The sequence below is a fragment of the Paenibacillus sp. MDMC362 genome, assembly GCF_003269305.1.
GTDB lineage: Bacteria > Bacillota > Bacilli > Paenibacillales > Paenibacillaceae > Paenibacillus_AQ.
In genome coordinates, this window is record NZ_QLYT01000034.1 from 1 (window position 1) to 22439 (window position 22439).

At 49.9% G+C, this 22439-nt stretch carries 13 protein-coding genes; 10 read left to right on the forward strand and 3 right to left on the reverse strand.

The window, feature by feature from the left end; translation table 11 throughout:
- The first annotated feature begins 333 nt into the window (after positions 1 to 333).
- The 7 genes from ppc to glmS all read left to right on the forward strand — a co-directional run bounded on the left by ppc (position 334) and on the right by glmS (position 11318).
- The gene (ppc, locus tag DP091_RS17135; RefSeq protein ID WP_113059443.1) at positions 334 to 3120 is read left to right on the forward strand and encodes a phosphoenolpyruvate carboxylase; all 2787 of its coding nucleotides are present in this window, start codon (positions 334 to 336) and stop codon (positions 3118 to 3120) included.
- Positions 3121 to 3364: 244 nt separating this feature from the next.
- Positions 3365 to 3931 carry an RNA polymerase sigma factor SigW gene (gene sigW / locus DP091_RS17140; RefSeq protein WP_181469840.1) on the forward strand — a complete coding sequence of 189 codons (567 nt, stop codon included), beginning with the start codon at positions 3365 to 3367 and terminating at the stop codon, positions 3929 to 3931.
- 222 nt (positions 3932 to 4153) lie between these two features.
- A complete protein-coding gene (locus DP091_RS17145; RefSeq protein WP_113059444.1) occupies positions 4154 to 4768 on the forward strand; it encodes a zf-HC2 domain-containing protein in 615 nt (204 codons plus the stop codon).
- 318 nt (positions 4769 to 5086) lie between these two features.
- Complete coding sequence (gene cdaA / locus DP091_RS17150) at positions 5087 to 5917, forward strand: diadenylate cyclase CdaA (RefSeq protein ID WP_071221881.1); 831 nt, start codon at positions 5087 to 5089, stop codon at positions 5915 to 5917.
- Positions 5910 to 7385 (forward strand): CdaR family protein, encoded by a 1476-nt coding sequence (locus DP091_RS17155; RefSeq protein ID WP_113059445.1) that lies wholly within the window; start codon positions 5910 to 5912, stop codon positions 7383 to 7385. Before cdaA ends, DP091_RS17155 begins: the two co-directional genes overlap by 8 nt.
- Positions 7386 to 7417: 32 nt before the next feature.
- On the forward strand, positions 7418 to 8758 hold the full coding sequence (glmM, locus tag DP091_RS17160) for a phosphoglucosamine mutase (RefSeq protein WP_113059446.1): 1341 nt from the start codon (positions 7418 to 7420) through the stop codon (positions 8756 to 8758).
- A 727-nt stretch (positions 8759 to 9485) separates the two neighbouring features.
- Positions 9486 to 11318 carry a glutamine--fructose-6-phosphate transaminase (isomerizing) gene (glmS, locus tag DP091_RS17165; protein ID WP_113059447.1) on the forward strand — a complete coding sequence of 611 codons (1833 nt, stop codon included), beginning with the start codon at positions 9486 to 9488 and terminating at the stop codon, positions 11316 to 11318.
- A 167-nt stretch (positions 11319 to 11485) separates the two neighbouring features.
- Here glmS and DP091_RS17170 read toward each other — a convergent pair whose 3' ends face one another.
- From DP091_RS17170 to DP091_RS31385, 3 genes are read right to left on the reverse strand one after another with little or no spacing between them, the layout of a single operon-like run.
- Positions 11486 to 13408: a hypothetical protein gene (locus tag DP091_RS17170; RefSeq protein ID WP_113059448.1), complete on the reverse strand. Its 1923-nt coding sequence runs from the start codon at positions 13406 to 13408 to the stop codon at positions 11486 to 11488.
- Between the two features lie 15 nt (positions 13409 to 13423).
- Positions 13424 to 14359: a hypothetical protein gene (locus tag DP091_RS17175; protein ID WP_113059449.1), complete on the reverse strand. Its 936-nt coding sequence runs from the start codon at positions 14357 to 14359 to the stop codon at positions 13424 to 13426.
- Positions 14352 to 14504 carry a hypothetical protein gene (locus DP091_RS31385; protein WP_164817485.1) on the reverse strand — a complete coding sequence of 51 codons (153 nt, stop codon included), beginning with the start codon at positions 14502 to 14504 and terminating at the stop codon, positions 14352 to 14354. Before DP091_RS31385 ends, DP091_RS17175 begins: the two co-directional genes overlap by 8 nt.
- Positions 14505 to 14820: 316 nt before the next feature.
- Between DP091_RS31385 and DP091_RS17180 the strand changes: the two genes are divergently transcribed.
- Genes DP091_RS17180 through DP091_RS17190 form a run of 3 tightly spaced genes read left to right on the forward strand, consistent with a single transcriptional unit; the run spans position 14821 to position 22413 of the window.
- The gene (locus DP091_RS17180; protein WP_113059450.1) at positions 14821 to 16608 is read left to right on the forward strand and encodes a vWA domain-containing protein; all 1788 of its coding nucleotides are present in this window, start codon (positions 14821 to 14823) and stop codon (positions 16606 to 16608) included.
- Between the two features lie 27 nt (positions 16609 to 16635).
- Positions 16636 to 20025 carry a tubulin-like doman-containing protein gene (locus tag DP091_RS17185; RefSeq protein WP_113059451.1) on the forward strand — a complete coding sequence of 1130 codons (3390 nt, stop codon included), beginning with the start codon at positions 16636 to 16638 and terminating at the stop codon, positions 20023 to 20025.
- Positions 20026 to 20028: 3 nt separating this feature from the next.
- Entirely contained in the window at positions 20029 to 22413 is a 2385-nt protein-coding gene (locus DP091_RS17190; protein WP_113059452.1) for a transcription initiation factor TFIID, read from the forward strand.
- Positions 22414 to 22439 lie beyond the last annotated feature (26 nt).

Below are 22439 nucleotides of genomic sequence, written 5' to 3' on the forward strand. Positions count from 1 at the left end.
TGGTAGAACTCCAGCCTTCCAAGCTGGTAGCGTGGGTTCGATTCCCATCACCCGCTCCATACATAAGCAGGACATCACCGTGTGTGATGTTTTTTTACATATTCACACGACTACCCTGCGAAGTGTTAATGTGCTAAAGAAATATAGGCTGGTCAAGGTTTATAGGACTAATGTCCATGGTATAAGGGTATATCAATATCATGAGTTTTGTCGATTTGGCTAATTTTTTCGCCTGGAAAATGCAGATTTTCATGCGCTTTTATTGTATGATGTTAGGAAGGCGTTACGTCCTATAGACAAACTGCTGAAACGGGTTGAGATGGGAGGAGTAGCATGACTGAACTTACAGTAACCGCAAAGAGCAATTCCAACAATCTGCTGCGGCGAGATGTACGGTTCCTTGGCAATATTCTTGGAGAAGTTCTTGTCCACCAAGGTGGCAATGAGCTTTTAGATATAGTTGAGAAAATTCGTGAAACGAGTAAATCGTTGCGATCCGTATTCCTGCCGGAACTGTTTGCAGATTTCAAAAGGATCATCAGCACATTGGAGCCCGACATTCGCCATCAGGTGATTCGCGCGTTTGCCATTTATTTTCAATTGGTTAATATCGCGGAGCAGAATCATCGGATACGCCGCAAACGCGATTATGAGCGTTCTGCCGGGGAGAGTGTTCAACCAGGTTCCATTGAGAGTGCGGTCCAGGATTTGAAAGAGCGCAATATTACGTTTGAAGAAGTTCAAGAAATTCTCGAAAGTCTATCCCTTGAGCTGGTAATGACAGCTCATCCAACAGAAGCGATGCGTCGGGCTATTCTGGATATTCATAAACGGATAGCGGACGATGTAATGCAACTGGACAACCCGACACTGACATTCCGCGAACGAGAGCAGCTTCGGGAAAAACTACTGAATGAAGTGATTACGCTGTGGCAAACCGACGAGCTTCGTGACCGTAAGCCGACGGTTCTTGATGAGGTCAGAAACGGTATGTATTATTTTCACGAGACTCTGTTTCACATTCTGCCAGAGGTTTATCAAGAACTGGAGCGCTGCCTAAGTAAATATTATCCGGGTCACCATTGGCACGTTCCCACCTATTTGCGTTTCGGTTCGTGGATCGGTGGCGATCGGGACGGAAATCCTTCAGTGACGGCGGACGTAACATGGAAAACGCTTGAAATGCAGCGGAAGCTAGCGATTCGTGAATACCAACGGATTTTGCGTGAATTCATGAAATACCTCAGCTTCAGCTCATCCATCGTGAGCGTTTCGGATGAATTGCTTCAATCCATTGAAAAAGACCGCGAGCATGTAACACTGAAGAAGATGGAAATTTGGCACAATGAGAAAGAGCCTTATCGTGTAAAACTGGTATATATGCTGGCTAAAATGAGTCATATTCTTGATGAGAACATGACGGGCAGCGAGCGTTATCAGTCCCCTGAGGAATTTATCGAGGACTTGAATATCATTGATCGAAGCTTGCGGTTCCATTTTGCTGACTATGTTGCAGACACGTATATTCAAAAACTGATTCGTCAGGCGGAGTTATTTGGCTTCCATACAGCGACGCTGGACATCAGACAGCATAGCCAAGAGCATGAAAATGCCATGGCCGAGATTCTTCGTAAAATGAATGTGACTCAGGATTATGCCCAGTTAAGTGAAGATGAGAAGATCGAGCTGCTTAATAACCTGCTTAATGATCCTCGTCCATTGACTACGCCATATCAAGAGTACAGCGACAGTACCGAAGAATGCCTTGAAGTATACCGTACCGTATTCCGTGCGCAGCAGGAGTTCGGCGTCAAATGTATTTCAAGTTATTTGATCAGTATGTCCGAGGGTGCAAGCGACATTCTGGAAGTGATGGTATTTGCCAAAGAAGTCGGACTCTTCCGCAAGGACAATGATGGTTCTGTCATAGCTACTTTGCAGGCTGCACCATTGTTTGAGACGATTGAGGACCTTCATGCCGCACCTGATATTATGCGTAAGCTCTTCAACCTGCCGATCTATCGGGAAGCGGTTAGCGCGATGAATGAGCTTCAGGAAATCATGCTGGGTTACTCCGACAGCAACAAGGACGGCGGAGCCATTACCGCGAACTGGGAACTCCAGGTAGCACTCAAAGATATTACGGCTGTAGCCAATGAGTATGGCATCAAGGTGAAATACTTCCATGGACGCGGCGGATCGCTGGGACGCGGCGGAATGCCTTTGAATCGCAGCATTTTGGCTCAACCGGCATCAACGATTGCAGGCGGCATCAAGATCACGGAGCAAGGCGAGGTCATTTCTTCTCGTTATTCCTTGAAGGGAATTGCCTACCGCAGTTTGGACCAGGCGACTTCAGCACTTATTACGGCTTCTCTTAATGCCCGTTACCCTGAAAAGGAATCGACCGAAAAAGAGTGGGAAGAGATTGCCTCGAGCATATCGGCCGCTTCTCAGAAGAAATATCAGGATCTGATCTTCCGTGATCCGGATTTCCTGAGCTTCTTCAAGGAATCCACGCCGCTTCCTGAAGTGGGAGAGCTGAATATCGGTTCCCGACCATCCAAGCGTAAGAACAGTGACCGTTTTGAGGACCTCAGAGCCATTCCTTGGGTGTTTGCGTGGACCCAGAGCCGTTACCTGCTTCCAGCATGGTACGCGGCTGGTACGGGCTTACAGAGCTTCTATCAGGGCAAGGAAGAGAATATGAAGGTGCTTCAGAAGATGTACACGAGCTTTCCGTTCTTTACGTCACTGATCGATACCCTTCAGATGGCTCTTGCCAAGGCTGATCTGATCATCGCGAAGGAGTATTCTTTGATGACGAAGGATGATCAAGCCCGCGAGCGTATCTTCGGTCTGATTCAGGATGAGTTCAACTTGACGAAAGAGCTTGTTCTTAAGATTACGGGACAACAGGATATTCTGGATAACCAGCCGGTTTTGCAGGAATCGATTCGACTCCGTAACCCTTACGTGGATCCGCTTAGCTATTTGCAGGTTCAATTGCTTAACGAGCTGCGCGAGCTGAGAGAGCAGGAGCAGGACGATCCGGATCTGCTTCGGGAAGTACTGCTGACCATAAACGGCATTGCGGCGGGGCTTCGTAATACAGGCTGATCCTTTACAGGATGTCAATGCTGTCTGAAAGGGATAGTATAAGGCGAGGTTCCCTAAAGGGACCTCGTTTTTTCATCTATAGCAGCATAACCTCCGATGATCGGATATCGGCCGCAGCATGATTGTCTTTGATAGAGAATAGGGATTCTTTTTGAATTATTGTTGATTTTTAGAAACAGTTGAATTACGATTTGAATGATGCTTTTTTAGACGTTACCCATCAGACCATTCTGGGGGAATTGTGGTGGACAATTTGGATGTAAGACTGGCGAAGCTGGCCCGAAAAGGGGACCAGAGAGCTTTTGCCGAAATCGTAGAGCTTTATAAAGACAAGATTTTTCATTTGGCTTACCGGATGCTGAGTAACCGCCATGAAGCTGAGGATGTCGTACAAGAGACTTTTTTGCGAGTATATAAAAACCTTGATCGATACGACGAGAATCAGAAGTTCTCAACCTGGATTTACCGAATTGGTACAAATCTTAGCATTGATCGGCTGCGCAAGCGCAAGCCGTCTTTCTCGCTGGACGCCGACCTGAATGAAAGCGAAGGCATGGACGGCTACTCCTTGATCCCGAGCGATAACCGTACACCGGAGAGTGAAATGCTGCTATCCGAGACACAGCGCATTATCCATACGGCGATTGACGGACTTCCTGCCAAGTACAAGACAATCATGATTCTAAGGTATATCCAGGATTTATCTCTGCAGGAGATCAGCGAGATTTTGGACTTGCCTGTAACAACGATCAAAACGCGTGTCCATCGTGGACGCGAATTTTTACGCAAAAAATTAGAGTACAAATTATGAGAAAAAAACGCCTATCGCCGTTCTTTGAGGAAGAGAGATCGCGTTTAAGGGCGCTTTTTTCTTGCGGAGCCAGAAAGTTAGTCTCTGCAAAATTTTTCTGACTTTCTTTTAAAAATAATTGAAACATCCCTGATTCCGGCACGTATGAACAATAAGCAAGTCTTACGCCCCTATGGGGGAAGGGACCCAGCAAAGAGATTGAATGAAAGGATTGGCTCACAAATGGATTGCAAATTAGCCGTCTCTTTGATGCATGATTATCTGGATAATGACTTGTCCGACCCACAGCAGCTGGAATTGCAGAAGCATTTGCTGGATTGTGCTGACTGTCGGAATTACTTCGAGAAGCTGGAGCATACCGATATGCTTCTTTATTCCTTAACTCATCATGCGACCAAGCCATCCGATGATTTAACGGAACGTATAATGGGCATGCTGCCGCAGCCCAAGAGACAAAAAACTTGGGTCAAATGGGTTAGGAATCATCCTGCGCTCACGGCTGCAGCTTTGTTTTTGGTTGTCATGCTCTTCAGCACAATCAGTTTTTGGAGTCAGGATACTCAGCTGGTTGTAAAGAGTGATGAATTCGAAAAGCTTGTGATTGAAGGAGATACCGTCATTATTCCTCCGGATCAAACCATCACGGGAGATATTACAGTCGAGAATGGAAAGACGAAGGTCTACGGTCAAGTGAACGGCAACGTGACCGTCATTGACGGAGAATTATTTCAGGCTTCCACCTCACATATAGCAGGTCAAGTGAAGGACATAGATCGGGCGATGGACTGGATCTGGTACAAGATCTCCACTCTGTTTACAGATGCCGCTTACCGCTAGGTGAAACCTGAAGCCTACTTAATAAAAGCGCCTCTTTTCTGTGAAAAGACGGCGCTTCTTTTGTTGATTTTAAGATCTTTTTCATGGAAAGCGGAGGGCCTCCGCTTGCATCGGAAAGATTAACGTTATAACCTAGAGAGTGTAGAGTACATACTACATATATAAGTCTCATGCGTTATTAAAAAGGAAGTTCAAAAAGTCCCCGTGTGAACTGAAGGGAAATGGAGAGCTGGTTCGGTAAAATCGAATCTTAGCATTCATTTTCGAGGAACCGGATTTTTTGGGCCCGCACTTAAAGGAAATGACGGGGGTTGCTGTATGGAGTATTTCACAGATATGACCTGGGGTGAAACCATTAAAGATATCATCGATATCCTTATCGTTACTTATATAATATACCAGATGATATTGCTCGTCCGCGGCACGCGGGCGGTCCAGCTGCTCAAAGGCATTTTGGTGCTGGTGGTCATCTGGGCTCTCAGCACCTGGTTTGATCTGTATACGCTGAAGTGGCTGATGAATCAGATCTTTACATTTGGGGTGCTGGCGATCTTTATCATCTTCCAGCCGGAGCTCAGACGTGGTCTGGAGCAGCTCGGACGAGGCAAGCTGTTTGGGCGGACGGCGGATATTGACGAGGAGACCAATAAGTTAATCAGCGAAACCATTAAGGCGGTTAATTATTTGTCTCGGCGCAAAATAGGGGCTCTGATCGTCTTTGAGCGGACGACGGGCCTGAATGAATACGTAGAATCGGGAATTCCGATGAGATCGGTGATCAGCTCGGAATTGTTTATCAACATTTTTATACCGAACACGCCGCTCCATGACGGAGCTGTCATAATTCAGAACGGTCAAATTGCGGCGGCCGGCTGCTATTTACCGCTATCGGAGAATCCTTTTATCAGTAAGGAACTGGGAACAAGACACCGTGCCGCTATCGGAATCAGCGAGGTGGGGGATGCGATTTCGGTTGTCGTATCCGAGGAGACTGGGCAAGTATCGCTGGCCTTGAATGGACAGGTGGTTCGGGATATTAAGGAAGAGTCCCTCATCTCCAAATTGTATGAGGAGCTCAGGCCTGCCGCGTCCATTAAGGAGAAACGCACGTTCTTCTGGAAACGGAAGGGGGACGGCAGCAATGGATAAATGGATCAAGAACAACACGGCAAGCAAGCTTATTGCACTCGCTGTCAGTATTTTATTGTGGGCGATGGTTCATATGGACAGCGGAACGCCTGCACCGCCAACGACTTTCTATGATACCAAAGTCATTGAAGGCGTTGAGATTCAGACTTATGGATTTGATGACAGCGAATTTGCGTTAACAGGGATTGATAAGGACCGTGTAAATCTTGAGGTTCGGGGGAAGAAATCCAATATTTCGCTTTTGACCGACGATTATAAGGTGAAGCTTGATTTGAGCAACGTCAAAGAACCGGGTACGCACACACTTCCGCTAACCTACTCCATCCCGAGCGGCGTTGAGATGGTATCGATGGAACCGTCGGCCGTTACGGTGACGGTAGAACCGCGAGTGTCGAAATCCGTGACGGTAAGTATTGGAACCAAAGGCGAGCCTGCGAAAGATTACCGAGCCGGAACACCCGTGCTGATTGACCCAAGGCAAGTCACGGTTACCCTGCCTGAATCGTCCATGGCGAATCTGGGGCAGGTGAAAGGTAATGTGGAGCTTGATGGTGCCAAAGAGAAGATTACGGAGAAACGAGTCAAGCTTACGGCATATGATAAAGAAGGCAACGCAATGGAAGATGCGGTCATTGAGCCTGCTACAGTAGCAGCTGAAGTGCCGATTGAGCCTGCTTTTGTCACCCTGCCGCTGGAGCTTCAATATACCGGACGGCTGCCGGAAGGGTTTGTCCTATCCAAGGTGGAACAGAAGGTAAAAGAAGTGAAGCTGTTTGGCAGTAAAGAGGCGCTGGCAGGAGCTGAGACCTATATCGAAGCTACGATCAATCTGGGAGAAGTTAGAAATTCGGGGACAACAGTGCTTACGGCCGACTTGACGCCGCCTGAAGGTTTTGAGAAAATCGAGCCGAGCTCTGTAACGGTGGATGTTACGGCGGTATCGCATGGTGAACGGGTGATCACGGGGATTCCGATAACGTTAAAAGGGGTTGCCTCCGGCTTGGATGCTGTCATTACGGATCCAAAGACGAAGACCATATCTTTAACGCTCACCGGAGCGCCGGACTTGCTCAATAGCCTGGAACCGGCGGATATCGGAGCTGAAGCGAATGCAACCGGTTTGAAAGCCGGCGTTCACGAAATTCCGCTGCAGATCACGCTTCCTAATTTTATTAACCGTACGGATTCGGAGCGTCCTGTTGTTAAGGTAGAACTCAAGGATAACTCCAAGCCCGTGACAACGGAGCCGGACACCTCGAAGAATGAGGGAACGGAAGAAGACAAGCCGCCTGTTCCACCAGGAACGGGATCAGGAGCGGGAACAGGCAATGATCCGGAGGAGGATCCAGAGACGCCTCCTACACATGAAGACACGGATAACTCCGGATCAGCAGAAACCCCATCACATCCGCCGGGAGACGGATCGAATGATGGGACAACGGGAACAGAAACGTCCAATGATGGATAATAACGAAGAGTAGATAAAGGAGTATATAAAACATGGGGAAATATTTTGGTACAGATGGAGTAAGAGGAGTTGCGAATCAAGAGCTGACAGCGGAAATGGCTTACAGCATCGGTCGCTGCGGCGGCTATGTGCTCACGGGTGATAAAGAGAAGCCAACCGTCATCATCGGCATGGATACTCGCGTATCGGGGGCTATGCTGGAATCGGCTTTGGTTGCAGGCCTGCTGTCAATCGGTGCACATGTCATTCGTCTGGGTATCGTAAGTACACCAGCGGTGGCGTATATCACAAGACTTTTGAAGGCTGATGCGGGTGTTATGATCTCGGCTTCACATAACCCGGTAGAAGATAACGGCATCAAGTTCTTCGGTGGAGACGGCTTCAAGCTGTCGGATGAGACCGAGCTTAAGATTGAAGAGCTGATGGATGCGGAAACGGATAATCTGCCGCGGCCAATCGGGGCTGATTTAGGTGAATTGCTGGTTGATAACGAATCGAAGTATAAATATCTGGAATATTTGAAAACGACGGTCAATAACCGGTTTGACGGTCTGAAAATCGTACTGGACTGTGCTAATGGCGCCGCTTATGAGCTGGCTCCAAAGCTTTTCCGTGAATTGGGCGCGGATGTGATCACCATCGGTGCTGAGCCGAATGGCCTGAATATCAACGATCACTGCGGATCGACTCACCCGGAGAAACTCGTCGAGGCTGTACTCCAGCACGGCGCAGACCTCGGTCTGGCTTTTGACGGAGATGCGGATCGCCTGATTGCCATTGACGCAAAAGGCGAGGAAGTGGACGGCGATTTCATTCTGTGCATTTGCGGTGATGCCATGAACCGTGCCGGTAAGCTGAAGGCAGGCACCATCGTTTCGACCGTAATGAGTAACATCGGTTTCTATAAAGCATGTGACAGCTTGAAGCTGAAAACTGCTAAAACGGCAGTCGGAGACCGCTACGTGATGGAAGAAATGCGCCGTGGCGGATATAACCTGGGTGGAGAGCAGTCAGGACACGTGATTTTCCTGGATCACAATACTACAGGGGATGGCATTCTGACGGGAATTCAATTGGTGGATACGTTGGTAGCCTCCGGGAAGCCTCTGCATGAGCTGAAGAGCAGCATGCGCAAGTACCCGCAAGTGCTGGTTAATGTTCGTGTTGGCGATAAGAGCAAGTACCAAGGCAATACCGTTATTGAGTCTGCGATTGCTGAAGTCGAAGGCATTCTGGGGGATAATGGTCGTGTCCTGGTTCGCCCATCGGGAACGGAATCCCTCATTCGCGTCATGGCGGAAGGCCCGGACAAAGAAGAGCTCGACCGTTATGTAACGCAGATTGCAGACGTGGTGAAGCGGGAATTGGCGTAAGACTAAGGGTGTATTTTTCAAGGAAAGCAGACTAATTTTTGTCAGGGCCAGTGAACTATGCGGATCCGGTTCACTGGCCTGCTGCTTTTCGATGAAGTCAGTCGATGAAAGCGCAACACCCCCTGTCCTGGCAGTAAAGAGTGCGAATTACGGCATCGCTTGTGAGGATAGGCCATTCGATGTCATTCTTGGGGTTAATTTACGCAGGGATTAGCATCTGGGAAACAGCCGAGTTGCCAAAGTGATATAGCATGAATATAATAAAGGATGTCATTCAAGAACAGAAAGCGAGGATTGTGAGGTTACTTCAAGCTTCATAAGCGCCAGAGCTTGTACCTGCGCGGGGATTGGTTATTGCTACGATCGAGATAACCAAACGGCAGAACGCAAGTTGACGAGGTAGAGGTGTTCGGATTATTCGGCGGGGACCTCTCGGTTATGCACCAACCGTAAGTGAATCACGGAAAAGGAATGGGCGACCGTTCTTACAACGTATCCGCAGGTGCTTCTTATTACTAATACAAAACATGAATGTGCGATTTAGAACAGGGCAGCGCGGGGGAAGAAGAGTGCATTCATGTCTGTTCAACTTAGCAGCCTATATCATGCTGGATTTTTTGAACGTTGATAATTGAATAGATCATTCTTTTTTCCTGATACCGCACAGATGCTGCCGTGTTCTATTTCCGCCTACTATCATAGGGAAATCGAACGGAGGAATCATACTATGTGTGGTATTGTCGGATATATTGGAAATCAGAAAACGCAAGCGGTGTTGATCGAGGGATTGAGAAAGCTGGAGTATCGCGGATACGATTCAGCGGGGATTGCCGTGTTTACGAATGAAGGTCTGCGTGTGGCCAAGGCGCAAGGGCGTCTTGCCAATTTGGAGGAGAGACTCGAATCTGCTCCACTCGTGGGAACCGCAGGTATCGGTCACACACGTTGGGCTACGCATGGCCGGCCGTCGGACGTGAATTCGCATCCGCATACGGACGAAAGCCAGAAGTTCTCCGTTGTTCATAACGGGATCGTTGAGAACTATCTGGAGCTGAAGGAAGAGCTGATCAGCCAAGGACACCACTTTGTGTCGGAGACCGATACCGAAGTTATCTCCCATCTCATTGCCCGTGAATATGACGGGGATATCGTTAAGGCCGTGCAGAAGGCGATCTCTTACATGAGAGGCGCATTTGCCCTTGGCGTCTTGACTGAGTATGAGCCGGATCGATTGGTGGCTGTGCGTCAAGCAAGCCCGCTAATTATTGGTCTTGGCGAAGGGGAGAACTTCATCGGTTCTGATATTCCGGCTATTTTGAAATATACGCGTAACGTATATATTCTCAACGATGGAGAGATGGCACTGCTGACGGCAGATGCTGTCGAATTAATGACCATTGAGGGGAACTTTATTTCTCGGGAAATGATTCGTGTCGACTGGGATGCCGTTACAGCGGAAAAAGGCGGATTCGATCACTTCATGCTGAAAGAGATCCATGAGCAGCCAAAAGCATACCGGGATACCATGCTGGGCCGTGTGGATGAGAGCGGACGTAAAGTCGTTCTGCCGGAGCTGAAGCTGACACAGGAACAGATTAAGAACATTCGCAATGTTCAGATTGTCGCCTGCGGTACGGCTTACCATGCAGGACTTGTGGGACGCAGCGTGATTGAAGAGATGGTACGCATTCCGGTTGAGAATGACGTGGCGTCCGAGTATCGTTACCGTTCGCCAATCGTTACGCCAGAGACCCTGGTCATCGTTGTAAGCCAATCCGGTGAAACGGCAGATACCTTGGCTGCGCTTCGTGAAGCACAGAGCCATGGCGCTCATGTCCTGGCCATCACGAACGTGGTAGGCAGCTCGATTGCCCGTGAAGCCAACGACGTGCTCGGCACCCTGGCTGGACCGGAGATCGCCGTAGCTTCCACGAAAGCCTATACCTCGCAGTTGATTGCGTTCTATCTGTTTGGTCTGTACCTGGCTCAAGTACGCGGTACGATGACCGAAGACGCTGTTGCTGAAGTGATTGCAGCGATGGAAGCTCTGCCTGAGCAGGTTGAGTCCATGTTGACCAACGCAGAATCAATCAAGGGATATGCCGAGCAAATTGCGAAGCATGAGAACCTGTTCTTCATCGGCCGTGGTCAGGACTACGCCGTAGCACAAGAAGGGTCCCTGAAGCTCAAGGAGATCTCTTACATTCACTCCGAGGCTTATGCTGCCGGCGAATTGAAGCATGGTACGCTGGCCCTGATTGAGGAAGGCATTCCGGTTATTGCCTTGGCAACCCAGGAAGCGGTTATGGAGAAAACGGTGAGCAATATCAAGGAAGTGAAGGCCCGCGGTGCAGAAGTGATGGCGATTACGCATGAAGAGCATGTGGCAGGCCTGCTGAAATCCGTGGATCAAGCCTTCGCCATTCCGAAGACCTTGCCGATCTTGACGGCAGCCTTGTCTGTCGTACCGTTACAGCTGCTTGCTTACTACGCATCGCTTGCCCGTGGCAACGACGTGGATAAGCCGCGGAACCTGGCGAAGAGCGTGACGGTGGAGTAAGGTAGGAGCGGGCAATTAAGATCATCAGTTGTCCAGTTAATGAAAGTTAGGATTCATATCGTTTGAATTTATTAATGAAAAAGGCTTCGCCCCTGGTGATAAGGGGCGAAGCCTTTTGTCATGTTTAGAAGAACTCAAGATATTAAAGTGATTAAAGATTCAATAACTTACTCGATCGATTCTACCTGAATGACAGGCACCTGCGTGATCTGACCGGATACGGTGCTGTCACTACTTCCGTTATGTTCTTGTTGAACATCATCCGGATTGATATCCTCGGTAGTGACGGCGTCGCTTGGATTCTCGGTTTCATCTATAGTGTCTCCATTGTGACCGTCAACCTGCTCGGTCCCCGGTTCAACGGGAATTGAAGTAGTGGAACTCTGGCTTCCCGGGATCTCCAGCTGCTGATACTCGCCGCTGAATGTTCCGATGAGGGTCGCGCTCCCCGCAGGAAAATCCAAGTCTCCCCTTAAGAAGATATGGTATCCATCGCGTTCGGCAACGACTTCGCCATAGCCACCCTCCAGGATATGGACAGAGAAGCGAACCTTCTCATTCGGATATCTCTCGATATTAGCAATATCGATGTCGGTGTAATGGACCTGATATCCTGTGAATCCGTATTGGCCTCCCTGACGCTCGAAGATGGCGATCTCGTCCGGGCTGGCTCCCTCCAGATTGGTGACCAGCAAAGACTTATCAGACTGGACCTGGTAGCCTTCGGCCGTGAACTGGAACAGCGCCGTCAGATTGGCATCTCTGGCTTCATAACCTGAATACGATACCATTCCTGTCCCTGCGTCGCCCTCCACTAGGATAACCGGATGATTCGCGGTGCTAAGCGATTCCTCAACTGAAACCTGTTGGATGGCGATGTCGGACGGGTAATCATGGTTTTGGAATAATTGCACCGATTCATCGGCATTCAAGACAGCTAAATAGATGATATTTCCCTCATCGACTCCAATGGCGTAGGCCAATCCTCCAAAGCGATTCCCGCCTCCGCTTACGTAGCTGAAGCTGCCTTTGAGCCCCGCCGTTTGAAACAAACGAATCGGATCGTGGATCGTCCAGGCCAATTCGGCAGCTTGCAGTTTACCGTTCATATCCTGGTATCCCGACAGCGCATCATAAAGTGCTATCGCTTCCTCGTAGTTCTGATCTTGTACCATCCGATCGGCAGCTGCAATCCACCGATTGATCTGATTCTGAATATACGCCATGATTTCCGCGTTCTTCCGTTCGTTCCGTTCCAAGTAATCACTGTACCCCAAGGCGTGCGAAGCAAAATCGAAGGGCCGCTCTCGCTGCACATCCTTTTGCAGCATGGCATACACAAGTTCATCGGTCTTGCTATTCAACCAGGCAGCTGATATCGTCCGGGTGGCATATTCGGAACCCATGGATTGCGACCAACTTAGCAGGTCGGTATACCGTCCTGCTCCTGCCAGGCGGGTTAGAACCATTTCGTCATAATGCTGGAAAAGACGGAGCAGTTTGTCATTCTTCTGTTTCTCCCCGCCGTAGAATGCTTCGGGGATACGGAGCAGATTCCATTTGAAGCTGTTGTCGTCATACTGCTGCTCTTCAAGCAGCTCATCGGCCTGACGGTTAAACAAACCAATGAACTGCAGGAATATCCGTTTCACATCGTCGGGGATTCCGTAGAACGCAGCAATTTCATCGTAGTAGGAAGCATAAGCCCCTTGTTGCCCGGCAAGCTTCTGCTCTGCGTCAAGCAGTTCGGCATACACGTTCATGAAGCCGGAAAAATCGCCTGCTTCCCCGACCCGGCTCAATCGATGATCAAGCGAGGAAAGGCTCTGCTTCATGGAAGTAATGGGTTCGAGCTCTTGAAGTCTTGAGGCAAGCAGCTCTTCTTTATATAGAAGGGATCGATTATTTCGCGCTTTCTGATACCACTCTTCTGCCTGAACGAGCTTCTTCTGAGCATACAATAGCTCGGCTTGTGCCATCGATTCGATTTTCTGATAGATATGAACTCCCTTATATCCGATCAGCAGCAGAAGGACGATACATAAAAAAAGATACAAATTACGCAGGGTTAGCGTGTTTTTCATCGTCATAACGGTATAGCCCCTCTAATCCCATTTTTGAAAATCAGGGTCCGAGCGGTAGTGTTCATTATAAATAGCCGACACCCGGTCCCGCAGGCCGTTCCACGACAAGCCGGGATTGCGGCGTACGATCTGATACAAGCGGAGGAAGCGATATCTCGGCAATCCATCCGCATAGCGGCTAATGAAATCAGGGAACGTATCGATGTATTTTTTCTTCCGTACCGCTGCCCCGGCGGCGTCGATCATAATCTGCCTGCCTTGCTCCATCCGCAAAATGTTGGATTCATGGTCGAGCAGGTATTGGATGGCTTTGCTGTTAATCAACTCGCGTTTAATTTTGGCGATTTCACCGATATAAGCGGCTAGGTCCGGATCAAACTCATCCAGCAGCAGCGGCTCAAGCTCAAGCTCCATATCCTTGCGCAAGCTGAAGCTTTGAAGGAGAACGATCTGCTGCAGACGGATGCGGTCATTTCGGACCAAGGAGGCAATTTCCCTGACGATTTCATATCCTAGCTGGGCATCTTCCTTTATGGCGGCAGAAGCCGTCGCTTTGTTCAGGTCAAGGCCTTCAAGAATCTGTTTTCGCTGACTTCTTATAAGCTTGTCCAGAGCGTGCAAGGTCTCGGAATGCAGCACTCGCCGCTGGATCAGCCATAACCATACAAGCAGGGCCACCATACAAGCAAAGGAGATCACGATCTGCAAGAAGGTCTGACTGAGAAGAACAGCTGAGAGCCCAATAATGCAGAAGAGAAGTCGGTCACTCTGCATGGAACGCTTGGCCCGTTTCTCTGCAAGTTCCATAACGGGAACAAGGGCGTTCCGTTTACAGTGAGCGCAGCTGTCCTCCCAAAGAATCGTGAAATGGTGGCAATGTTTGCAAACCCTTAACTTTTGGTAGACATATCTCGTTTTACTATAGGGGCGAAGTTGTACGGGTTTTTTCTTATCCATGCTGTTCCCTCTGTGAGTTGGCAACTTCAAGCAGAGTCTGATGCAGCTGCTCCGGTGTCGGGGCGTTCTTCTTACGCTTGAAGTAGGCCGTGATCTTGATGATGACAAAAAGAAACAAAATCCCGAGACATCCGTATGTAATCATATATCTATTCCTTTCGGCATCGTATTTGTTCGAAAATGGCGGGTGAGGCTTGTGTCCTAAGTCCGAGTGGTACGACTGATTATGTTGAACTTTGGCAGGTATAATTATATCATATGGACATAGTGCTGGTATATTTTAGTGATTAGCATGGTATTTTCTATATAAATACACCAGAGAAATGGATGTTCCCGTTGTTGTTTTTTAAGCTTTCTTTCATGTAATTTTAAGACTTATTGCCTACAGTTAGACTATTGGTCTGACAAACGAACCGAGGCATCCACCTGATGCTAGACTAAATGGATGAAGGAGTAATTCAATGTTACGTAAAAATAAATGGCTGCTCTCTTTGATGGCAGCGGTGCTGCTGACCCTGACCTGGAGCAGAGGAACCATGCCTCAGGCAATGGCTGCCTCGCAAGGCTCCAAGATTGATGCCGTACTGGTGATGGATGCCAGCAACTCGATGAAAAACAGTGATCCGGAGAGGATCAGCAGCGAAGCGATGAAGATGTTTATCGACATGTTGGCGACCACCGGCGACAAGGTCGGCGTCGTATCCTATACTGACCGGATTCAGCGGGAGAAAGCGCTGCTTGAAATTCAATCGGAAGCGGACAAAACCGCGCTGAAGGAGTTTATCGATCAACTGGATCGCGGTCCTTACACGGATATGTCCGTAGGCCTTGATGAAGCCGTGAAAGTGCTGAAGCAGGGAATGGACCCGGCGCATGCGCCGATGATCGTTGTTTTGGCCGACGGTAATAATGACCTGGATCCAAACACAGGCAAGACGAGCCAAGAAGCGTCAGATCAGTTAGCGCAAGCCGTCAAGGAGGCCAACGGGAGCGGCATCCCGATTTATACGATCGGGCTGAATGCCGACGGGAAGCTGAATAAAGAAACGTTGGCTGAATTGGCTAACCAAACGGGGGGCAAATCCTTTACCACCAGTTCGGCGGATGACCTTCCGCAAATATTAAGCGAGATTTTTGCCAGCCACCAGCAGCTTAAGATCGTTCCGGTACAATCCATTACCGGCAACGGAAGCTATCAGGAAGTTACGGTTCATGTGCCGAATGCGAACGTGCTGGAGGCAAACATTTCCATTATGTCCTCCAGTCCCGTCGACGTGAAGCTGGTCGATCCTGCCGGCGCTGAGCAGACTATTCCTTCAAGCAGTGTCCTGCGATCTACTTCCAATTCCTACTCGCTTCTCAAGCTGCTGAAGCCGCAGCAAGGCGATTGGAAGCTGCAGGTGAAAGGCGTATCGAAAGACAAAATCGACATTAACCTCGTATTCAACTACGATCTGGAGCTGACCATGGATCCTCCGCCACCTTCAAAGGTAAGGGCAGGAGACACGATCGATATTAAGGCATATCTCGTCAGCAATGGACAGAAGCTGCAGGACCAGGAACAGTATGGCAATATGACGGCCAAGCTGTTGGTTAAGGATCTGGACACCGGGGACGAGTCAGAGGTCGAGCTTGAGAACAAAGGCGGCAGCTTTGAAGGGAAATACAAGATTCCGCAAAAGCACGAATACGAGCTGAGGGTACGGGCGGAGGAGCAGAGCTTCTACCGCGAAAGCGTGCCTGTGAAGATTAGCGCAAAAGCGGCAGCGGCGGACTCCGGAAGCGGCGGGAAGGAGATGACTGCGGGCGAGGATGCGAAACCTTTTCCATTATGGCCCGTAATCATTGGCATCGCGGCGCTGCTCATGGTTGGAGCGGCTGCATATTTCATACTCGGCGCGATTAAGAAAGCGAACAAAGGCTTTGTCGGTCAGATCGTAATCGAGATCAGGGACGAGAACACCGGCGAGAAGACATTCCCGCAATACAAGAAGCTGACTTCATTCAAAGGGAAGTTCAATCTGCATCAGCTTCTGCAGCTTGCACCGGAGCTGAAGGAGACCGAGAAGATCTTATTCATGCCGGGCAAGAACGACCGCATTATACTTAAGAACAATTCTTCAGCCGTGATTGAGAAATCCGGCCGCGCGCTGGATGCATCGAATGGCACGGAGCTTAAGAACGGAGACCGGCTGAGAGTTTCCCTGCAGCAGGCGGACAAAACGATATTATTTGAATATTTGGCTTAAAGCCATGACCTATCAGGAGGGGAAGTTATGAAACCGGTAGTAAGAGAACATATACAACAGCTTGACGTCTCACTTGGAGGCGGGATTGTCAGCGAGAAAATACGGGTCGATACCATCGACAATCCGATCCTTATCATCGGGCTTGGAGGGACGGGGATCGATGCGCTGCTGCGCTTGAAATATCAGATTAACCGCCGGTTCAAGCTGCCGGAGGATCCGTTGTCCAAGAAGAGAATGGACAAGCCGGATAATGTGGAGTTTCTGGCTTTTGAGACCAACGAGCAGGATAAGAATAAACGTTATAAAGGCATCGGGCTTGATCCGATCAATGAATTCGTGCTCCTCTCCAATGCCGAGATTGGAGGCCTCCTTCAAAACCGAAGCATCCTGGAGCCGTATATTACAGATTGGCTGTCGCCCGAGCTGAGCATTACCGATGGCATGAACGGAGCAGCAGGCGTACGCCAAGCGGGCCGTTTGCTCCTGTTCACGAAGATTACGCAAGTGGTGCAGGCGATCGACAAGAAGATCAAGACGCTGTCGGTCGGCACAAACAAAAAGCTGATGGTTTTCCTGCTGACGGGGCTGTCCGGCGGTACGGGCAGCGGCTGCTTCTTGGACATCGCCTATATCGTCCGCGGCATTATCGAACGCGACCACGGCTCTGCCGGCATTGACCGCGTGAACACCCTTGGCTATCTGTTTACGCCGGATATTAATCTGGCGAACAAAAGCTTGAGCGAGCATACGCGTGAATACATCAAGAAGAACGGTTACGCCGCACTCAAAGAGCTCGATTACTGGATGAACGTGGATGCCAGAGGCGAGCGGTTCAAGCAGCAGTACGGCAACATTCTGAACGTGAACTCTCCATTGCCTCCGTTTAATCTTTGCCATCTGATTTCCGCTACGAATACGGAAGGCAAGCTGCTGGAGAACGCCTATGATTATTGCATGAACGTTACCGCTGAGAACATCACAAACTTCATGGCCAGCGAGGAAAAACAGTCCGGCGAAGAGTTTGCGATCCATGACTATATCAGCAACATCCGCACCAATATCGCGCAGATGAACAAGGCGTACCCTGCCAATTACGACTACAACATTATCGGCGCATCTTCAGCTGTTCTACCCATTGAAGAGATGACCACTTATCTCGCGTACCGCGTTTTCGGCAAAATGCAAGCCATGTTCGAGAAGGCGCCAAGCCAGGAGGACGTCGAGAAATTCGCAAGCAAGCTGGGCATCGACCTGGACTCGATGACGAAGAACTTCGAGTCCCGCGTGCCGGAGCCGCTCCCCGGGTACCAGAACAGCGAACGGCTCAGCTACGCGAACGTGGTGAAGAACCAGGTCATCAACATGGACACGGAGCTTGAACAGAATTTCCTGGCGAGAGCCCGCGAGGAGTACATCAAAGCGAAGAAGCAGCTGCCGGGCGAGATCGTGGCACAGTTCAGCGACCAAATCCGACGCATGTTCCTGCATCCGCAGCAAGGTCCGTTCTATGTGTCCCGGTTGATCTATACGGAGAAGGGCTTCAGCCTGCTGAAGATGCTGCTGTCCTACATCGAAGCGCTGCGCGAGAATCTGACCCGCATTCCCCGTGACATCGAGTCGGCCAGGGAACAGGCCATCGAACGCCTGGGCGATGCAAAGAGCGCTTTTGTCTCCAAGGATAAGAAGAAGAATATCTATATCGAAGCGAAAATCAACGAATATTGGCTGGAAGCCGATGTGGAACGCACCGAGCAGATGATTGAGTTCTATGAGGATTTATATGATCTGCTGAACCAGGAGAATAACCGGATATACAGCGTGTATACGGAAATTCTGAATGCATTGAATTCGATTTTCGCCAAGAACGGCGACATTCTGGTTAACGGGGAAGAGCAGCAGGACCATAAAGGAAACAAGACGTATTACTGGAACCTGGTCAGCGTGCCCGATATTTCCGACGTGATCAACAAAATCATGGATCAAAAGGATGTGGACGATCTCATCCGCGATTTCGCGCAGGAGCTGCTGAGCCATGCCAATCGTTGGACGCGGGAGCAGGAGATCGATATCGTCAGATCCATTTCGGAGTTTCTTACCGATAAATTCGGCGATTTGATTACCCGCTCGATGGAGGATTTCCTCGTCATGAAATTCGGGCAGGAGGATTCCATCGAAAAATTTGTCGAGCGCAACATCGCCAGCAAGCTGGATGACGAAGCCGTGCCGGTCTTCCATTTAAGCAACAGCGCAGGCAATCTGTACTTCCCTTCGTGGGGGTTTGTGTCCGTTCCTGTACAGGCTCCGAGCATCCTGAAGGGGATTCGGAATTATCAGAACAATTCGGTCGGGAAGTCTCACTTCACCGTGAAGGAGAGCGAAGTGAAGAACCGGATTTTCTGGCTGAATACGAAAAACGGCGTGCCGCTGTTCGTCTATACGCCGCTTAAGGTTTATGAGGAAAGCTACGAACGCACGATTATGGACAAGGAAGGCGTCGGGCGTCACTTGGTGCAGACGGACCGCAACAATTGGACGTATCTGCCGTCACCGATTCCTGAAAAATCCTGGGGGGATACCTACGTCAACCCGCGGGTTCAGGATTACAACGCCAGGGTACGCGCTGAATTTAATCAGGCGCTTGAGTTTAAGGTCATTATCCAGAAGGATGTTGACCAGAATACGAGCAGCCGCTATGCGGTCGTGTTTACGAAGCCATTTGATCTGAACGAGCTGCTTCGCGCTTATGATGTGCAGTTGGATAGTCCCAAGCCTAATCTTGGGGAAGTGAAGCGGGCATGGACCGAGCTGAAGCGGCTCTTGAATGAGGGGCTGGAGCGGGTCGGCTCTAAGGATATTTTCAACAGCATCAACGAGGATATGGCGAAGGAGAATCTCATCCGTTCGCCGGAAATGATCCGCATGGTGCGGGATGAGTTGAAGAAATATGCCGCCATTACGGCCAAAATCACGGAATTCGAGCTCTTGATCAGCGACAATCAGAATGAAGAGAAATGGCTTGATCAATTCATCGAGGCGTTGTATACCGAGACGATCACCAAGAAGGGTGCGCTCTTCGTTTATGATCGCGATCCGGAGGAAGATTCCTGGGAGCCGTTTGCTAACCTGCTGAAAAGCGTGAACGACGTGGAGTATGAAGTCTACAAGCACTTCCGTCAGCTGGATGAGAAAAGCCGAAGCACGCTGCTTCGCAAATCCTCCCGCCGTGATCAGGAGCTGACCGCTTCCGAGGACATTACGCCGCTGCTCACGAAGCTGGAAGAATTGGCCGAGCGGTTCCTGGAAACGCGCGACCGGCTCGAATACGAGAAGGTGGAGCTTGCGGACGGTGAAGAGCGATACCAGTTCTACAGACAGGTCTCTTCGAAATTAAACGACATTCGAAGAAGGTTGAAATAGACGATGAGGGAGATTCTTCGCCAGTATGCTGCCGGTTATGCCAAGTCGGAAGAGCAGCTTACCTTGATGGAGGATGATCAGAGCAGCATCCACTACCCGGAGGTATACTTGTTCATTGGCGACAAGACAGTGCCCGCCATCGAACCGATCATGGAAATTCATAACCGCAAATGGGATAACAGCGCAAGCGTCGTTTATTTTCATGTGGGAACGGACCGGAGCGGGGATCGGGAGCCGAAAGGCTCCGAATCCTCCGGTCGCCTTCATCGGTATCATCTGCAATTGCCAGCGTCAGACGGCTCATCCAAGTCCGCACGCAAGGAGCTGTACCAAGACTTCTATCGGGACCCGCATCACCTGGCCGGGTTGAATAAAGCGATTCGGAAGCTGAGCCACCATATTTCAGATTATGGACGCAGCTATTCATCCTTTGACCGGATTCACCTGTCTGTCATTACACGGGTCGATGACCCGTTCAATGTGTTTATACCGGAAATTTCATTGCTGGCCGAATCCATCTTCCAGCAGTCATTCAAGTCGGTGCAAATGGATATGTATGCGCTCATTAATGAAAGGGAGCAGATTGATTCCTATGGTTATGCGAGCTCTGTGGGCGTTGCCTTCCTGCGGGAGTTGGAGTTGATGCAGAGCCGGGAATACAGCTTCTCCGCGCCGCTGCAGGTCACGGAGGATGGGCTGACCATTCCGGTCGTTCATCCGGCCTCGCCGTTGTTTGATCTCGTTTATGTACTATCCGATAAGAATGAACGCGGTATATCGGGTTATGCCGGGATGCAGGATATCTACGATATCATCTGCCATCTGGGTTTGCTTAAGAACCGGAAGCAGAAGGATGAAACCTATGACGGAGTCCGGGGCATATACAACAATACGTCGTTCAAAAGCAATATCATGACCGAATCCGGCCGCCAAGGCTTTGTCTCCGCAGGCTTTGCCCGAGTAAAGAGGCCGAATGAGCCGATTGCGCTAACGGTGCTCTATCATCTATGCCGCGGACTTCTCCTTCGCATGAAGGGCGGGCCCGAACCGGAGGTTCATGAATGCCTGACCTACTTTGGTCTAAATCCGGAGGCCGTATCGGCAAGAGCGGACCGGATGCTGCCGAACCCGGAGCATCTTGACGGGCTAAAGGGTATGATGTCACACCCCGTCAGTTATGCCGGGCTGAAGCGGATGAACATTCGTGAAGCAGAAGAGGCATTGTTCGGGGATGGCTGCCGGCAATTTTTTCACAGCAATTACGAGCTGGAGGTCCAAAAGAGACTTAGAGATATGAGTACTTCTGAGGAGCTTCATCGTGCGCTTCGTCGAACCTTGGCGGATCACCCGCAAATCGGTTGTTATCAAATCGTGAAGTGGACGAGCGACAAGGCGGGAGAGGGGATACTGCTGGAAGCGGTTCGTTCCCGAATCCGGGATCTCGGCAGCCTCCTGAAGAGCGAGCAGGACGGACTCAACCGCTATTATGAGGAAAGCGTGGAAAGTCAGCCGTTCAAGAAGCTTCCTTTTCGGGATAAACAGAATGTGCGCCATTTCATTCGATATTTCGTGGGCGAGGTTTATCGACGCAAATATGAGCTTTTGCAGCTGGAAACGGAGCTAGAGCTTTACAAGTTGTATGAGACGGAGCTCGAACGGATTCACCGTCAGTACAAGCAGCAGGCGAACATGCTGGACCAGCTCGAAGCGGAATTGCTGGAAGCGGCCAAGTCGAGCATCCGTACCGCAGACGATTACATCGGCCAGAACCTGATGGAGTATTATGGCCTGGTCACGGAAGAGCTGATGCTGGAATTGGAGAGCAAGCGCGGCCAGGGCGTATTTTTCGAAGAACGGTATGTCGGGAATCTCTCCATCGTTACGCATGAAGGGATCGAACCGATTCTGTCGAACATGATCCGGGTCTGTCTTAGAGATTTATTGACGGCAGAGCCGTTCGTGCAGACCTTCGAGGAAGAACTGCTGCGGCGGGCGAACGTAACCATCGACTATAATAACAAGCAGGTGCTTGCCAAGGAAGATCTGTTTAAGGTGCTTTACCGGATGCTGGAGGAAAACTCCGTTACGTTGGTCAGACTGCTTGACTATACGCAGGAGCATCGATACGAGGAGAAATACTTCTTCGGCGATGCCGACAGCGAATTCGTCCGTTACGCGATCCACGCCGATGAAGCTTTACGGGTGTACAAGCTTGGCATCGTGCATGAGAAGCGCTCAAGCGGGGTTGAGAAGCTGAACCTGATGGGAGGTTTCCACTTGGAGGATCTGATGTACTACCGGAATGGCAGAACCTACTACGAGACCTATACGGCAAACGGTTATGAATTTCATGGAATGGAACCGGCGCAACTTCCCGAGCTGCGCTAGCGTTCTTAGATTCTGATACAGAGAGT

What these genes read in the sequence shown, in the direction of transcription:
- DP091_RS17170 (WP_113059448.1), bottom strand. Translation starts at nt 13,408, where the DNA reads ATGACGATGAAAAACACGCTAACCCTGCGTAATTTGTATCTTTTTTTA.
- cdaA (WP_071221881.1), top strand. Translation starts at nt 5,087, where the DNA reads ATGGAGTATTTCACAGATATGACCTGGGGTGAAACCATTAAAGATATC.
- DP091_RS17155 (WP_113059445.1), top strand. Translation starts at nt 5,910, where the DNA reads ATGGATAAATGGATCAAGAACAACACGGCAAGCAAGCTTATTGCACTC.
- glmM (WP_113059446.1), top strand. Translation starts at nt 7,418, where the DNA reads ATGGGGAAATATTTTGGTACAGATGGAGTAAGAGGAGTTGCGAATCAA.
- DP091_RS31385 (WP_164817485.1), bottom strand. Translation starts at nt 14,504, where the DNA reads ATGATTACATACGGATGTCTCGGGATTTTGTTTCTTTTTGTCATCATC.
- DP091_RS17185 (WP_113059451.1), top strand. Translation starts at nt 16,636, where the DNA reads ATGAAACCGGTAGTAAGAGAACATATACAACAGCTTGACGTCTCACTT.
- DP091_RS17175 (WP_113059449.1), bottom strand. Translation starts at nt 14,359, where the DNA reads ATGGATAAGAAAAAACCCGTACAACTTCGCCCCTATAGTAAAACGAGA.
- DP091_RS17190 (WP_113059452.1), top strand. Translation starts at nt 20,029, where the DNA reads ATGAGGGAGATTCTTCGCCAGTATGCTGCCGGTTATGCCAAGTCGGAA.
- DP091_RS17145 (WP_113059444.1), top strand. Translation starts at nt 4,154, where the DNA reads ATGGATTGCAAATTAGCCGTCTCTTTGATGCATGATTATCTGGATAAT.
- ppc (WP_113059443.1), top strand. Translation starts at nt 334, where the DNA reads ATGACTGAACTTACAGTAACCGCAAAGAGCAATTCCAACAATCTGCTG.
- glmS (WP_113059447.1), top strand. Translation starts at nt 9,486, where the DNA reads ATGTGTGGTATTGTCGGATATATTGGAAATCAGAAAACGCAAGCGGTG.
- DP091_RS17180 (WP_113059450.1), top strand. Translation starts at nt 14,821, where the DNA reads ATGTTACGTAAAAATAAATGGCTGCTCTCTTTGATGGCAGCGGTGCTG.